The sequence below is a fragment of the Thalassospira sp. Z349TD_5 genome, assembly GCF_056173045.1.
Genome location: NZ_CM149654.1, coordinates 1,829,824 through 1,845,535 on the forward strand (window position 1 = coordinate 1,829,824; position 15,712 = coordinate 1,845,535).

16 protein-coding genes are annotated in these 15,712 nt (G+C 54.8%); 10 read left to right on the forward strand and 6 right to left on the reverse strand.

What is annotated here, in order from left to right:
• Window positions 1-28: 28 nt before the first annotated feature.
• The 5 genes from AC0VXT_RS08230 to pcaQ form a co-directional block, all read right to left on the reverse strand.
• Window positions 29-982, reverse strand: coding sequence for a helix-turn-helix domain-containing protein (locus AC0VXT_RS08230; protein ID WP_475548254.1), 954 nt, complete (start codon window positions 980-982; stop codon window positions 29-31).
• 118 nt (window positions 983-1,100) lie between these two features.
• A complete protein-coding gene (locus tag AC0VXT_RS08235; protein WP_475548255.1) occupies window positions 1,101-2,492 on the reverse strand; it encodes a TRAP transporter large permease in 1,392 nt (463 codons plus the stop codon).
• Window positions 2,485-2,982, reverse strand: a complete 498-nt coding sequence (locus tag AC0VXT_RS08240) for a TRAP transporter small permease (protein ID WP_417824233.1) — start codon at window positions 2,980-2,982, stop codon at window positions 2,485-2,487. Before AC0VXT_RS08240 ends, AC0VXT_RS08235 begins: the two co-directional genes overlap by 8 nt.
• A 97-nt stretch (window positions 2,983-3,079) precedes the next feature.
• Window positions 3,080-4,111 (reverse strand): TRAP transporter substrate-binding protein, encoded by a 1,032-nt coding sequence (locus AC0VXT_RS08245; RefSeq protein ID WP_475548256.1) that lies wholly within the window; start codon window positions 4,109-4,111, stop codon window positions 3,080-3,082.
• A 230-nt stretch (window positions 4,112-4,341) separates the two neighbouring features.
• Window positions 4,342-5,283, reverse strand: a complete 942-nt coding sequence (gene pcaQ / locus AC0VXT_RS08250; RefSeq protein WP_022732497.1) for a pca operon transcription factor PcaQ — start codon at window positions 5,281-5,283, stop codon at window positions 4,342-4,344.
• 168 nt (window positions 5,284-5,451) lie between these two features.
• Between pcaQ and pcaD the strand changes: the two genes are divergently transcribed.
• From pcaD to AC0VXT_RS08290, 8 genes are all read left to right on the forward strand, one after another.
• Window positions 5,452-6,252 carry a 3-oxoadipate enol-lactonase gene (gene pcaD / locus AC0VXT_RS08255; protein WP_475548257.1) on the forward strand — a complete coding sequence of 267 codons (801 nt, stop codon included), beginning with the start codon at window positions 5,452-5,454 and terminating at the stop codon, window positions 6,250-6,252.
• The gene (pcaC, locus tag AC0VXT_RS08260; RefSeq protein ID WP_475548258.1) at window positions 6,245-6,637 is read left to right on the forward strand and encodes a 4-carboxymuconolactone decarboxylase; all 393 of its coding nucleotides are present in this window, start codon (window positions 6,245-6,247) and stop codon (window positions 6,635-6,637) included. The genes pcaD and pcaC overlap by 8 nt, the downstream gene beginning before the upstream one ends.
• A 4-nt stretch (window positions 6,638-6,641) precedes the next feature.
• Complete coding sequence (gene pcaH, locus AC0VXT_RS08265; RefSeq protein ID WP_475548259.1) at window positions 6,642-7,343, forward strand: protocatechuate 3,4-dioxygenase subunit beta; 702 nt, start codon at window positions 6,642-6,644, stop codon at window positions 7,341-7,343.
• A gap of 3 nt (window positions 7,344-7,346) precedes the next feature.
• Window positions 7,347-7,934, forward strand: a complete 588-nt coding sequence (gene pcaG / locus AC0VXT_RS08270) for a protocatechuate 3,4-dioxygenase subunit alpha (RefSeq protein WP_475548260.1) — start codon at window positions 7,347-7,349, stop codon at window positions 7,932-7,934.
• Between the two features lie 142 nt (window positions 7,935-8,076).
• Complete coding sequence (locus AC0VXT_RS08275) at window positions 8,077-8,931, forward strand: CoA transferase subunit A (protein WP_475548261.1); 855 nt, start codon at window positions 8,077-8,079, stop codon at window positions 8,929-8,931.
• A 14-nt stretch (window positions 8,932-8,945) separates the two neighbouring features.
• Window positions 8,946-9,719, forward strand: coding sequence for a CoA-transferase subunit beta (locus AC0VXT_RS08280; RefSeq protein ID WP_475548262.1), 774 nt, complete (start codon window positions 8,946-8,948; stop codon window positions 9,717-9,719).
• A gap of 23 nt (window positions 9,720-9,742) precedes the next feature.
• The gene (gene pcaF / locus AC0VXT_RS08285) at window positions 9,743-10,948 is read left to right on the forward strand and encodes a 3-oxoadipyl-CoA thiolase (protein ID WP_475548263.1); all 1,206 of its coding nucleotides are present in this window, start codon (window positions 9,743-9,745) and stop codon (window positions 10,946-10,948) included.
• A 140-nt stretch (window positions 10,949-11,088) separates the two neighbouring features.
• Window positions 11,089-12,426 carry a 3-carboxy-cis,cis-muconate cycloisomerase gene (locus AC0VXT_RS08290; RefSeq protein WP_475548264.1) on the forward strand — a complete coding sequence of 446 codons (1,338 nt, stop codon included), beginning with the start codon at window positions 11,089-11,091 and terminating at the stop codon, window positions 12,424-12,426.
• Between the two features lie 57 nt (window positions 12,427-12,483).
• Here AC0VXT_RS08290 and AC0VXT_RS08295 read toward each other — a convergent pair whose 3' ends face one another.
• Window positions 12,484-13,359 carry a MurR/RpiR family transcriptional regulator gene (locus tag AC0VXT_RS08295; protein ID WP_475548572.1) on the reverse strand — a complete coding sequence of 292 codons (876 nt, stop codon included), beginning with the start codon at window positions 13,357-13,359 and terminating at the stop codon, window positions 12,484-12,486.
• A 460-nt stretch (window positions 13,360-13,819) separates the two neighbouring features.
• On the opposite strand from AC0VXT_RS08295, the gene AC0VXT_RS08300 reads away from it, so the two are divergent.
• Window positions 13,820-14,329 (forward strand): TRAP transporter small permease subunit, encoded by a 510-nt coding sequence (locus tag AC0VXT_RS08300; protein WP_022732487.1) that lies wholly within the window; start codon window positions 13,820-13,822, stop codon window positions 14,327-14,329.
• Window positions 14,326-15,651, forward strand: coding sequence for a TRAP transporter large permease (locus tag AC0VXT_RS08305; protein WP_101300785.1), 1,326 nt, complete (start codon window positions 14,326-14,328; stop codon window positions 15,649-15,651). Before AC0VXT_RS08300 ends, AC0VXT_RS08305 begins: the two co-directional genes overlap by 4 nt.
• Window positions 15,652-15,712 lie beyond the last annotated feature (61 nt).

Consider the following 15,712-nt stretch of genomic DNA (forward strand, 5'->3'; position numbering starts at 1 on the left):
CGCCGTCGCGGGAATGACGGTTTTGATCTTAGCGATGATCACGCCGGAATTCTGCTGGCGGGATTCCGGCATGCTTGGCGAAAAAGCGTGAAAAATAGCCGGCATCGCGGAAGCCCAGTTCATCGGCGATTTGCTGAATGGCGATGTCGGTATAGATCAGGGTGCGTTTTGCTTCCAGCATCAGGCGGTTTTGCAGCACCTCACTTGCGGTCATGCCATAGATATCCTTGGCAATGCGGTTAAGCTGTGTGGTGGTGATGCCGATTTCACGCGCATAGAATTCAAGCGGTTTGTGCTGTTTGTAGAACGTCTCGACAAGGGCCTGAAATTTACGGAATTTGCCGGTTTTCTGTTCCTGACGCGACAGGCGGGTGGTGGTGCTGTGCTGCGGGGTGTTGCGCCCGATATCAAGCAACAGTAATCCCAGAATATGGCGCAGCGCAAACATCCGGCCGGTTTTGTGGCTGTAATATTCGAGGACCAGTTGATGGATCAGAAAGTCGATCGGGCTTTGTTGCGCGGATGTGGTGCCGGTGACCGTATCAACGCAGACGGCCTGATCAAGCCGGGCAAGCAGTTTGGGGGCGGGGGCCAGCGTTTGTTGCAGGTGATAATCGGTCAGTGAAATCACCCAGCCATCAATATCATCACTGAATTTAAAACCATGCACAGTGCCCGGCGGGACCGTGATCAGATGGCCCGATTGCATGGTGAAATGCTGGTCATCGAAACTGATGTTTGCCTGCCCATGGCTGATGTAAAGCAACTGAAACAGGTTGGTGTGGCGGTGCGGTTTGATGTGCCAGTCATGCAGGCGCGACCGTTCTGGGATGCTTTCAAGGTGAAAGAATTCCGGTTCGGTGATCGGTTGTGGTTCGGCGGTGCTGTTTTCCGGATCGCGCGTGGCATCAAACCCGCCAGCCGTTCGGGCATCGGCATCACGTTCGCCATAAAGTTTATAGATCGGGATGCTGTTGCGCATGGGCTTTCTTATGATGGGGCACTGAAACGGACGGCCAAGGTTACCCTGTTTTGGGTGTGATCAAAAGAAAAGCCCGCCATCGAAAATGGCGGGCTTTGGTGTTTTTATTGGTATCTGGCTATCCACCGAGGAACGAGGGCACAAACAAGGTGAGTGCCGGAACGAAGATGATCAGCAAAATACGGATGATCTCTGCGCCAAAGAACGGCATCACACCGCGGAAGGTCTGGCTCATCGGGACACCCTTGGCCAGCGCGTTGATGATAAACACATTCAGCCCGACGGGCGGGGTTATCAGCCCCAGTTCGACGACAATCAGGGCGAGAATACCAAACCAGATTTTAAGGTCCTCGGCCCCCATGCCATAGGCAGCGGTCGCTGCCGTTGCCCAATCGCCACCATTGATGTCGACCAAGGCCGGCCAGAAGAACGGGATGACGACCACGATCATGGATAAGCTTTCCATGAAGCAGCCCAGAACGATCAGGGCAAGGAGCATCAGAACCATGATCAACCATGGATCAAGGCCGCTGGTGGCGGCGGCTTCGGCCATATAGGCCGGAAGGTTGGCACGGCTAAAGAAGCCTTTGAGGATTTCCGCACCCAGCAGGATGAAGAAAATCATCGAAGACGTTACCGCCGTGTCTTTGAGCGACTGACGCAGACCTTGCCATGTCAAGCCACCCTTGCCGCGCCAACGCATATAACCGCCGTAAACAAGGATCGCAAACACGCCAACACCGGCCGCCGGTGTCGGGGTAAACAGACCGGCACCCAGACCAAGAATGATCGCGCCAAAGATCACCATGACCGGGATCAGGCGCAGCAGGGCTTCTTTGCGTTCCGCAGGCGGCATCGGGGCGGGTATCGGGGCTAGGGACGGGTTGATGCGCACCTGAATGGCAATCACCGCCATAAAGAACAGGACCGCAATCAGGCCCGGAATGATGGCGGCCTGAAACATCTGAATGATTGATGCTTCGACGGTGACCGCATAGATCACAAGGGCGACCGATGGCGGGATCAGAATGCCAAGTGTGCCGCCCGCCGCCAGTGTGCCGGTTGCCAGACGCGGCGAATATTTCAGCCGGTCGAGTTCAGGCAGGGCGACTTTGCCCATGGTCGATGCGGTGGCAAGTGATGATCCGCAGACCGCACCAAACCCGGCGCAGGCACCAATGGCGGCCATGGCAACGCCACCCCGGAACCGGCCAAGGATGGCATTGACCCCCTGAAACAGGTCGCGTGACAGGTTGGCCTGACTGGCAAGATAGCCCATCAGAACAAACAATGGCACGACGGACAGTTCATAGTTCGACACAATCCCGTAAAACAGGGATTTGAATTGCTGCAAATACGGATCAAAGCGCAGGAACGGGAAGAACAGGCTGAGCACATAGTTGCCGCCAATCCCGACCCCAACCATTGCAAGACCAACCGGAACGCGCAGTGCGAGAATAAAGAACAGCAGCCCAAGGCCACCAAGGCCGATTAATTCGCGTTCAGACATTGGACTCTCTTTCGAAAACCTGATTTCCGGCAATCAGCGCCCAGAGGAACATCGATGCGATGCCCGGCAGATAAAACGGCCAGATCTGCCACCCCAGAATTGCCGAAAGCGTATTGTCGCTGCGCACTTCGATGAGGCCATGGACCATCATGTAACCGAGGAACAGTGCCAGCAGCGTCATGCAGATGCCCGATGCCGTGTCAACAACACGGGCAAACCACGTCGGAAACATTTTAATGAACACATCAACAGCGACATGGCCGTGGCGCGATTGGCAGTAGGGAAAGAACATCAATGCAGCCGAACTGACGATCATGCTGACGAAATCTTCGTAGCCGATGATCGCAGGGACATTGGCGTCAAACAGTCGGGCCAGTTTGTCGAGGCCAAAGGCGGTCACATTGACCATCGTCACCACAGCAATCAGCAGGGCAAGAAACCCGCCGGCAACGGCAAACCAGGCAGCAGCCTTATTCAGCACGTTTTTCATATGATTAGGGTCCGGACCTTAACAATCTCGCGGGAAAAACAGGGTCACGCATCGCATGATACGTGACCCCACAAGATTTTCCAGTACCTTGGAAAGGTTACTTGGTATGGGACAGAACGGCTGCTTTGGCGTCTTCGACCAGTTTTGCACCGTCGATACCATTCGAGCTTGCTTCTTCGATCCAGCGATCCACAACGGTTGCGGCCGGGGCATCAAAGGTTGCTTTTTGTTCTGCTGTCAGCTGAACGACCTGGCCTTTGCCATCGTTGATCATTTTTTTGCCGACTTCTTCGACGTCGTTAAAGACATCGCCGATATGACCGGCAAACTCACGACCGGAATTGCGATCAAGGATTTCCTTGAGGTCATCAGGCAGGCTGTCATACCGGTCCTTGTTCATCGCGAACAGGAAGGTCGAGGTGCCAAAGCGTGAATTCACACCTTCGCCTTCGACGGAATAGGCAACCAGTTCAGCAAGTTTAAGCGGCGGTACGACTTCGAACGGCACCAGACCGCCATCAACAACACCAAGTGACATTGCCTGCGGCAGGGCCGGGACCGGCATGCCAACAGGTTCAGCGCCCCATGCTTCGATCATCCATGACCCGGTACGGGTCGGGGTGCGCAATTTCAGGCCTTTGACGTCTTCAACCGTGCGGACGTCTTTTTCGATCAGATGGATGGCCTGACCGGCATGAACGTGAACCGCAAGGGTATGAACGTCTTTAAGGTCTTCGGCGTATTCGTCTTTGAGGTCCCACATCGCAAGGTTGGTTGCGCGTGCATCACCAAGGTGAACTCCCGGAAGTTCAAAGACTTCCAAACGCGGGAACACACCCGGGGTATAACCCGGCAGGGTCCAGACGATATCGGCAACACCGTCACGGACCTGACGATACAGTTCCGGCGGGTTGCCGCCCAAAGACATGGACGGGAAGATTTCAAACTTGATGCGGCCGTTTGATTCTTCTTCGATTTTCTTTGCCCAAGGTTCGATCATTTTCGACTGGGCCGGTGCTTTCGGACCCAGGAAATGGTGAACGGTCAGGGTAACTTCCTGTGCGTGTGCGCCGAACGACACCATGGTCGCGACAGCAGCACCAGCCAGCAATTTGGTGATGTGTTTCATTCTTCCTCCTTTGAACGTTTTGCCGCGTTCATGACGCTGGCAAACGTTTCAGCCACGATGCGCACCCTTAAAGTACGAAGTTTTCCAAGGTATTTTGTTGTTGTTTTTATTACTGTTTTTAGGGATGGCCTGCGGTTGACGCAATTCTGCCATGCCGATTTTGAACCAATCTAATGGGCACGAGATGGTTATGTATAATGATATGTAAGCACATATGCATAACCAAACGATTATGACTTCCTGCTCGAAAGTGTTGTGTGATGGGCGGATGCTTCTTCACGGACGGCATTGATCAGCATTTCGACGGGGGGCGATACCGGGCTGTCAATTCGGGTGGTCAAGCCCACCGGACCAAAGGTGTCGCTGGTATCAATCGGCAGTTCAACCAAGTTGCCTTCGGCGATATCGGAGGCGACCGCCCCGTTTGATATGATCCAGATCGCATCGGTTTCACGGGTAAAGGCGCGACCAAAAGATGTCGAAACGGTTTCGATCCGGTCAGGCAGCGCACCGATCCCGTGGGCAATCAGCATTTTATCAACCGTTGAATGAATGATCGCGTGTTTGGGCGGAACAAGAACCGTAAATTCGCGAATGCGGGTGATGTCGGGGTTTTTATCGGCCAATAATGGATGGCCGGGGCGGGCCACCAGCGAAATATGTTCGGAATAGAGATGGATGAACGACAATCCCGACATTTGATCGGGTTCGGCCAGCCGTCCGACCACCAGATCAAGTTCACCAACGCGTAATTGCCCCATCAACATGACGTTTGGCCCGGCGACAACCTTTACGGTCGTATCGGGGCTAAGCGCCTTGAACCGGCGAATGGCGGCGGGCATCACACTTGCCGCAACGGTGGGCAGAACGCCAAGATTGATCGACAATCCACCTTGCATGCGGACCTGACTGATGCTGTCAACACCTTGACGGAGTGCGGTGACACTGGCCCCGGCATAGCGCAGGAACACCTTGCCAAAATCGGTCAGGGTGACACCGCGTTTGGATCGGTCAAACAGCCGCGCATCAAGATGTTCTTCGAGTTCACGGATGGTTTTTGAGACGGCGGGCTGGGTGATTGACAATGTATCGGCGGCTTTGCCAACGCTGCGTTGGCGGGCAACTTCGAGAAAACACGTCAGGTGGCGAAACTTAATACGTTGGTCCAGCATGCTACCCTGCTACCCTGCTACCCTGCTACCCTGAGGCGGATTGTGATTATGATCGTCTTATTTATGATACTTGTATACTTATATAGTTATGCAAAATACGCAAATCCTCATTTTACATAACCAAAACCGTCTGAGAATGTAGGGCGAAATAGTCAGGGTGGAAACGACATGAGTTTACACGTCGCCCCGATCAACGGGACACATATCCATTATGCCCAGACCGGCCCAAAAGACGGACCGGTGCTGGTTTTTTCGAATTCTCTCGGTACCGATTTGCGGATCTGGGACGATGTTGTTGCCGGGCTTTCGGACCGCTTTAACATTGTGACCTATGACAAGCGCGGTCACGGGCTTTCAGGGATTGGTGATGCGCCATATGACGTTTCGCTGCATGCCAATGACCTGATCGGGTTGCTCGATCATCTTGGTCTTGATGACGTGATCCTGTGCGGTCTGTCGGTGGGTGGTTTAATTGCCCAGAAAGTTATTGCCGAGCAGCCCAAACGTATTCGTGGCCTGATCCTGTGTGATACCGCATCGAAACTTGGCGATTATGACGGCTGGAACAGCCGGATTGAGGCGATCAAGGCCGACGGGATCGAGGTTCTGGGTGATGCGATTATGGAACGCTGGTTATCGCCGGATTTCCGTGCCAACCGCCCGCTTGAAACCGCGATGTATCGCGACATGCTGGTCCGCACGACCGCAGATGGCTATATCGGTACCTGTGTGGCACTTCGCGACGGGGACTTGCGCGATGCGGCGGGCAAAATTTCTGTGCCGACCTTATGCATCTGTGGATCGGTTGACCTTGCAACGCCGCCCGATGTGGTGCGCGCGATGGCGGACATGATCCCGAATGCGACATTTGAACTGATCGACGGGGTCGGGCATTTGCCATGCATCGAAACCCCGGAACAGCTTACCCGGTTGATCGACCGATTTACCAAGGAGAATAACCTTGTCTGAGAGCCGGTATGACGTTGGCATGAAAACCCGCCGTTCTGTTTTGGGCGATGCGCATGTAGATCGTGCATCGAAAAACATCACTGAAATTGACGAAGGTTTTCAACGCTATATCACGGAAAATGTCTGGAACGGTGTCTGGACGAGTGACACATTCACCAAGCGTGAACGCTCGATTGTGACCATCGCGCTTCTGGCGGGGCTTGGTCATGAAGAAGAACTTGCCATGCATATCCGCGCGACACTCAATACCGGGGCGACGCGTGATGATATCCGTGAAACCCTGATGCATGTTGCGGTCTATGCCGGTGTTCCCGCCGCCAATACGGCATTCCGCATTGCCAAACAAACCTATGCCGAGATCGATGCGGCGCCCAAGGGAGAGTAGTCACATGTCCGTTTTCAAACCGCGTGATTGGGGATCCCACGCCCCGCTTATTGCGCCGGGTTACAAGTCCACCTTGCTGCGTGGCCCGTCGCGCGCGCCCCTTGCGATCAAATCAGGATTGACCGAGGGCACCGGCCCGCGTTTTGCCCCGGCATCGGTGCGTGAACTTGATTTCGATCTGACCAAAAACGGCATCACCAATGGTGAGCCGCTTGGCGAGCGCATTGTGGTGCATGGGCGTGTGCTTGATACCGATGGCCGCCCGCAGCCTGATATTGTTGTTGAAGTTTGGCAGGCCAATGCGGCCGGGCGTTATGTGCATAAGGTCAACCAGCATGACGCACCGCTTGATCCGAACTTCCGGGGATCGGGCCGGTGCATCACCGATGCCAACGGTAATTACATGTTCTATACGATTAAGCCGGGGGCCTATCCGTGGGGCAACCATTTCAATGCATGGCGCCCAAACCATATTCATCTGTCGGTGTTTGGTCCGGGGTTTGCCACCCGTCTTGTCACCCAGATGTATTTTCCCGGTGATCCGTTGCTTGATCTTGATCCGATCTTTCTTGAGACCAAGGATGCGGCGGCGCGCGAGCGCCTGATTGCCAAATTCTCGCTTGAGAAGACCGAGGAGGGCTTTGCCCTTGGATATCAGTTCGACATTGTCCTGCGCGGACGCAACGCCACCCCGATGGAGAATTAAGTCATGGCATATGGTGAAACTCCCTCACAGACGGTTGGCCCGTATTTCGCCTATGGCTTGACGCCTAAGCAATATGGTTATGACTTTACCGACATTGCCGATCCGGTCGTTGCGGGCCCGGATGCCGATGGCGAGCATATTCGCATTACCGGCACCGTTTTTGACGGCGAAGGTAACCGGGTTAACGATGCGATGATCGAAATCTGGCAGGCCGATGCCAGTGGTGTTTACAGCGAAAACCCGGTTGATGTTGCCGATAGCGGTTTCCGGGGGCTTGGCCGTTGCGGCACGGGCACAGATGCTGATAACCGGTTCTGGTTTGAGACGATCAAACCGGGGGTCGTCGAAGATGCCAAGGCACCGTTTGTCAATGTGATTGTCTTTATGCGCGGCATGCTTGTCCACGCCTTTACCCGGTTTTATTTCGATGATGAGGCCGCATTGAATGCCAAGGACGATGTCCTGCAATCAGTGCCCGCCGATCGTCGCGACACCTTGATTGCCAAGCGTGTCGAAACGTTGACCGGGATTGAATACCGGATCGATATCCACATGCAGGGGAATGCGGAAACCGTGTTCTTCGACGTGTAAGTCGATCTGGCGCGATGGCTGTGGGTGCTGCTTTGGGGAAAGCCAGCTGTCACAGCCATCGACCCTTATTCCTAACGTTATCAGGGGCCCTGGCCCCGCGTTTGTTCTGTTTTGTTGGTTTGATACCACAGGAGTTTTTGCCGTGGTTGCACGTTTCATGACGCTTAAAGAAGCCGTCGCATCCTGTATTAAGGATGGCGACACCATCGCGATGGAAGGGTTCACCCATCTGATCCCGCATGCCGCCGGGCATGAGGTGATCCGTCAGGGGATCAAGGATTTGACCCTGATCCGGATGACGCCAGATGTGATTTACGATCAGTTGATCGGGGCGGGTTGTGCCAAGAAACTGGTGTTTTCATGGGGTGGTAATCCCGGGGTTGGATCGTTGCATCGCCTGCGCGAAGCGGTTCAGGAACACTGGCCGCACAAACTTGAAATCGAAGAACACAGTCACGCGGCGATGGCAAATGCCTATGACGCCGGGGCGGCGGGCCTGCCGTGTGCGGTGTTTAAGGGATACCGTGGTGCGGAATTGCCGCGAGTGAACAAGAACATCAAGTTCATCGAATGCCCGTTCACTGGCGAAAGTCTGGCCGCGGTGCCGTCAATCCGCCCGGACGCGACGGTTGTGCATGCCCAGAAAGCCAACAAAAAGGGCGATGTCCTGTTTGAAGGCATTGTCGGCGTGCAAAAAGAAGCTGTTCTGGCCGCGAAGAAATCGATCATTACGGTCGAAGAGATCGTTGATGATTTCGGGGCGATTTCACCAAATGCTGTGATGTTGCCGAATTGGGCCGTGACCGCGATTGTCGAGGTGCCGGGTGGCGCACATCCGTCCTATGCCCAAGGATATTACAAACGCGACAATGCGTTTTATAAGGCGTGGGATCCGATTGCGCGCGATCGTGAGGCGTTTACCGCCTGGATCGAAGAACATGTGATGAATGGCGGGCCCGAGGATTTCGCGGCCAAGCGTGAAGCTAACAAAGCGTAAGCGGAGAAAAGATCATGGTTGACTATACCCCGACTGAAATGATGACGGTATCCGCCGCACGCGCGCTTAAAAACGACGATGTGTGCTTTGTTGGTATCGGGATGCCATCTGCGGCCTGTAATCTGGCGCGGTTGACCCATGCGCCGGAACTGACATTGATTTATGAAAGTGGCACGATTGGCACCAAGCCAGATGTTTTGCCGTTATCCATCGGCGATGGTGAGCTGTGTGAAACGGCGATGAACACCGTGGCCGTGCCGGAAATGTTTCGCTATTGGCTACAGGGTGGCAAGATTTCGGTCGGCTTCCTAGGTGCTGCTCAGCTTGATAAATTTGGCAACATCAACACCACTGTGATTGGCGATTACGACGATCCCAAAGTCCGCCTTCCGGGCGGTGGTGGTGCGCCGGAGATTGCGACCAGTTGTGGCGAAGTGTTTTTGGTGATGAAACAAAGCAAACGTGGTTTTGTGCAAAAAATCGATTTTGTCACGTCGCTTGGGCATGGCAAGGGCGGGGACGATCGCGCGTCTTACGGCGTTGATACCAAAGGGCCATCGCGGTTGATTACCGATCTTTGCATCATGGAACCGCATCCGGTGGGCAAACAGTTCATCGTGACGTCGATCCATCCCGGGGTGACCCGCGAAGATATTATCGAAAATACCGGCTGGGACGTTGAATTTGCGGATGAAGTTGCGCAAACTCCGATCCCGAATGAAAACGAGCTTAAAGTTCTGCGTGAACTGCATGCCCGTACCGCCAAGGCCCATGAAGGCCAGCAGTAAGACTGCCAGCAAGGATCAAGAACATGGCTGACGCATATATTTGCGATTACATCCGCACCCCGATTGGCCGCTTTGGTGGCAGCCTGTCGCAGGTGCGTGCCGATGATTTGGGCGCTGTTCCGCTCAAGGCGTTGATGGACCGCAATCCCGGTGTCGATTTTGGCGCGGTGGAAGACATTATTTTTGGCTGTGCCAATCAGGCCGGTGAAGACAACCGTAACGTTGCACGCATGTCCGCACTTTTGGCGGGGTTGCCTGAAACAGTGACCGGAACCACGGTCAACCGCCTGTGCGGGTCGGGCATGGATGCCATCATTATTGCCGCGCGTGCGATCAAGGCCGGTGAAGCCGATCTGATGATTGCCGGTGGTGTTGAAAGCATGTCACGTGCACCGTTTGTGATGCCCAAGGCATCCTCGGCCTTTTCGCGCAATGCGGAAATCTATGACACGACGATTGGCTGGCGGTTTGTGAACCCGGTGATGAAAAAACAGTACGGCGTGGACTCCATGCCCGAAACCGGTGAAAACGTAGCCGAGGATTTCAACGTTTCGCGCGAAGATCAGGATGCGTTTGCAGCCCGTTCGCAGGATAAGGCGGTTGCCGCACAGGAAAACGGTATTCTGGGCGAGGAAATTACCCCGGTGACCATTCCCCAGCGCAAAGCCGATGCGATTGTGGTCGATAAGGATGAACATCCGCGTCCGGGTACGACGGCGGAAAAGCTGTCTAAATTGCCGACCCCGTTCCGCGAAGGTGGGTCGGTGACGGCGGGCAATGCATCGGGTGTCAATGATGGCGCGGCGGCACTGATCATTGCGTCTGAAGCAGCGGTTAAAAAATACGGCCTGACGCCGATTGCAAAGGTTGTTGGCGGGGCGACGGCGGGTGTTGCACCGCGCATCATGGGCTTTGGCCCGGCACCGGCCAGCAAAAAGCTTTTGGCGCGTTTGGGCTGGACCACCGATCAGCTTGACGTGATCGAGTTGAACGAAGCCTTTGCGTCGCAAGGTTTGGCGACCCTTCGTGATCTTGGCATTGCCGATGACGATGCGCGGGTGAACCCGAATGGCGGGGCGATTGCGCTGGGTCATCCGTTGGGTATGTCAGGCGCACGTATTGCAGGGACGGCAGCCCTTCAGCTTAAACGCACTGGCGGTAAATATGCGCTGGCGACCATGTGCATTGGTGTTGGTCAGGGCATCGCGATTGCGCTTGAAGCTGTTTAATCTTGACTGATTTTTAAATCGAAGCCCCTGTGCCGTTTGACGGGCAGGGGCTTTGCTTTTTGCGGTGTTGACCAACGGTGTTGGTGGCGCGACACTCTGACCCTGATTTCACACCTGTTGATGATGGTGGATTAAGCCTGATGACCATTTCGCCCTTTGATTCCGCCCTGCTTGGCGATCTGTTTGCTGACCGCGAAATCGCCGAGCTGTTTGAGGATAGCGCGCAGATTGCATCGATGCTGTTGTTTGAGGCCGCCCTTGCCGCCGCCCAAGCGCGCGCGGGCGTGATCCCCGAAGCAAGTGCGACCAGAATTGCCGAAGTGTGCCGCGATTTTCAGCCCGACCCGGCGAGTTTGGCGGCGGGTACAGCAAGTTCAGGCGTGCCGGTTCCGGCACTGGTCAAGGCGCTTAAGGCCGAAATTGGTGGGGAGGATGCCCGCTTTGTCCATTTTGGCGCGACCAGTCAGGATGTGGTGGATACCGCACTTGTGCTTCGGTTGCGCGATGTGGTGTCGATCATCCGTCGTCGCATTCGCAAACTCGCCAAACTGCTGTCGGCCCATGCTGAGGCACACCGCAACACGGTGATGATTGGCCGAACCCGATCCCAACAGGCGGTGCCGACGACTTTTGGCCTTAAGGCGGCGGGATGGTTGGCGCCGTTGGTGCGAATTGATCGTCGGATTGAGGGGCTTTCGCATGATTTGCTGCGCCTGTCGTTTGGTGGGGCGGCGGGAACGTTGGCATCCCTTGGTGCCAAGGCCACGGCGGTTGAAAACAATCTGGCCGAGGAACTTGATCTTGAAACCAGCGACATGCCATGGCATGCGCAGCGTGATGTTTTGGTTGATTTTGCAGCTCAGTTAACAGCGTTAACCGGCGCGCTTGGTAAAATGGGTCAGGACCTTGTTTTACTCGCACAGTCGGAAATTGCCGAAGTCCAGCCGGGCAAAGGCGGGGGATCATCGACCATGCCCCATAAATCCAATCCGGTGCAGGCGGAAATGCTGGTGACGTTGGCGCGGTTCAATGCCGGTCAGTTGGGTACCTTTGCCCAATCGCAGCTTCATGATCACGAACGATCCGGGTCAAGCTGGCTTCTGGAATGGTTAACCTTGCCGCAAATGATTATGGCGGCGGGAACCGCACTTGCGCAGGCGGTCGATATGGTGCCCGCGCTTAAAGTTAATCAGGACCGCATGGCGGACAACCTTGATTTGTCACGCGGGGCGATGCTGGCCGAGGCGGCAACATTTGCCCTTGCCGATCATGTCGGGCGGGATGCGGCTGATAAGCTGGTCAAGGATGGCTTGGCGCAGTCGGCGGCCAATCAATCCAATCTGTTTGATGAATTGCCCAAACTGACCGATGCGCCGGTTGATTGGGCCGCGGTGCGTGATCCGGCAAATTATGTCGGGCAATCGGATGCCTATATCGACCGGGTTCTGGCCACGGCCAAGCGTGGATTGCGCGATTAGATACTGCTGACGCACGTGATGTGTGGGAGCGGTTTTCTGAGCGGTACTGCCCTGAAGTTATGGCTGTGAGGGGCGGCGCAAAGCTTCAAGATGTTTGATGCGCGCGCGAACTTGGTCAGGGTTATGTTGACCCACACCTTCGAGCAGGGCTTCAAGCATGACCATGCTGGCGGCCGAGCTGTCCCATGTCGTGCCGGTTTCGATGCGTACCGGGAAAACGTGGCGGGCAAACTGGGCGATGGGGCTTAGCCACTGGTCGGTAAACAGGATGATCTTTGCGTCCTGTTTTGAGGCGGCTTCGGCAAAGGCAATCACATCAGACTGATAGCGACGGACATCAAAGATAACCAGAACGTCGCGTTTGCCGATATCAAGAAGGTCTTCTGCCCATTTTGCACTTTGGCCCGACACGCGGCGGACATGGCTTCGCATGGTACGAAGATGTTCATAGGCATAGACCGCAAGTGCGGATGTGAACCGCCCCCCCAGCAAATAAACAGATCCTTTGCAGTCACCGATCAGTTCGATTGCACTTTGCAATTCCGCCGGATTGATATTGGCAAGGCTGGTTCGAATGTTGTTGGTTGCTGCTTCGGCGATTTCATGAAGCAATTCACCCATCGGATGGCTGGACCGGTTGCGTGACCGGGGCAGGCTGCTTCGGGTCAAGGGTGACTGAAGGCGGGCTTCGAGTTCACCACGTAGTCTGGCCTGCATGTCGGGGTAGCTGTCAAAGCCGATTTTACTGGCGAAACGCAGGACAGTCGGGGCAGAAACGCCGCAACGATCAGCAAAAGTCGCAACCGTCTCAAGCCCAGCCATTGGATAATTGCCAAGCAGGGCATGGGCCAGCTTGCGTTCCGATGCCGTCAGCGTATCAGCCTTTTGCGTGATTTGTTCGGCGACGGTTGGTTTTGTGTCCTGCGGCGTCACGTCCAAGTGCAATTTTCCCCGTTCATACCATCCACCCAGAATGGTCAAATACCCCAGCATAGGTAGGGTCAGGCGCGGTTTAACCTGCCTGTCATACAAATACAATGATTGTAATGAATTTTACAACAACTGATGTTCTTGTCATGAAAATTGAATTCATGTAACGTTCATTACAAAGGGGTAAACCCATGCCGCGAAAAGCAGCAAAATAATTCAATGACTTGGTGATTGTTCGGTCTTTCAGGGAGGCGGGTTATCACGCGGCATGTCCCGTCATGGGGGCATGCATTCAAGGGGGCGTAATATGGGTTGTCAGGGCCTGAAGTCTTTCCGTTCAAAGCAGACGTCGATACTGGATCTGTCCGCACATGGTGTGGACGGCAACAGGTATATTTGCGTCTGACCGGGGCGTTACGGGCCGTTGCGACCTATAAACTGGGAGATGTTGGAGTGGCGTTAAATGCCTGAGTTTATCAAAACCTATGTCAGATGGGTGGATCGCGTTAATCGGATTATTGGCCGGTTTGCCATGTATTTGATCTTCGCAATGCTTGCCGTGCTTATTTATTCCTCGGTCACCAAGCTGATGGAGTTCCCGGCTCTTTGGACGCTGGAAGCCGCACAATTTATCATGGTGTCGTATTTTCTGCTCGGGGGCGGCTATTCCATGCAACTGGACTCACATGTCCGGATGGATTTGCTGTATGGCGCATTGTCGCCGCGCAAACAGGCCGGACTTGATGCGATTACAATCCTGTTTTTGATCTTCTATCTGGCATTTTTGCTGTATGGCGGCATTTCGTCGACCTCATATGCTTTTCAATATAACGAGACCAGCTATTCGGCGTGGTCGCCACCCATGACGCCGATAAAGTCGATCATGACATTTGGCGTGTTTATGATGCTGCTTCAGGCGATTGCGACCTTCTTTAAGGATCTAGCCGCAGCCCGTGGGGAGAGTCTTTCATGAGTTATGAAATGATTGCTCTTCTGATGTTTTCCACGATGATGCTGATGCTTCTGACCGGGAAACGGGTTTTCGGTGCCATTGGTTTTGTCGCGGTTGTTTTTGCCCTTGGTATGTGGGGCGACGGCGGATCAGAAATGGCGTTCAGTGCCGCCATGAAGCTGATGAAATGGTATCCGCTTCTGACGTTGCCGCTGTTTGTTTACATGGGCTATATGCTGTCGGAATCCGGGCTGGCGGATGATTTGTACCGGATGTTCCATGTCTGGATGGGGCCGGTGCGCGGGGGCCTTGCCATCGGGACAATTGTCTTGATGGTTGCGGTTTCTGCCATGAATGGTCTTAGCGTTGCGGGCATGGCCATCGGCGCCAGTATCGCCTTGCCGGAACTTTTACGGCGCGGTTATGACAAAGTCATGGTGACCGGGGTGATCCAGGCGGGCAGTTCGCTGGGTATTCTGGTGCCGCCAAGCGTCGTTCTGGTGCTCTATGGCATGATTGCGCGTCAGCCTGTCGGGCAACTGTGGCTTGCGGGCGTATTCCCCGGTTTGATGATGGCGGGGATGTTTATCCTTTATATCGCCGTTCGGTGCTGGATACAGCCTGATATGGGGCCAGCACTTAGCAAGGAAGAACGTGCGGAAATCACGTTGTCGGAAAAGATCGGCTTGCTCAAGGCCGGGGTTGTTCCGCTTTTCATCTTCTTCTCGATGACCGGTTTGTTCCTGATGGGGATTACATCGCTTGTTGAAAGTTCGGCCGTTGGCGCACTTGCCGCAACCCTTGCGGCCTTGGCCAAGCGTCGCCTTAATCGGTCGGTCATGGAAGAAACCCTTCGCAAGACGCTGTCGATCAGTTGCATGTTCATGTGGATCATTTTGGCGGCCCTCGCATTCGGGGCGGTGTTTGATGGCTTGGGCGCAGTCAAGGCGATTGAGGGTTTCTTTGTTGATCAGCTGGGACTTGGTCCGTGGCAAATCCTGATCATGATGCAGATTTCCTTCATCCTGATGGGGATGTTCCTTGATGACACTGCAATGCTGGTGATTGTCGCGCCGCTTTATGTGCCGCTGGTCGGTGCACTTGGTTTCGATCTGGTCTGGTATGGCGTGCTTTATACGATCACCTGTCAGATCGCCTATATGACACCTCCGTTTGGGTACAATTTGTTCCTGATGCGCGCCATGGCACCGCCGGAGGTGACATTAAAGGACATCTATAAGTCGATTACGCCGTTTGTGATCATTATGGCGATTGCGCTTGGCGTTGTGATGGTGTTCCCGCAAATCGCGCTGTGGCTGCCAGAATGGCACTACGCCCGGTGAACAGCCTGAAGACCCACTACTGGCGGGGTCGAAGTGGCCCCGCCAGCCACAAAAAAAGCAA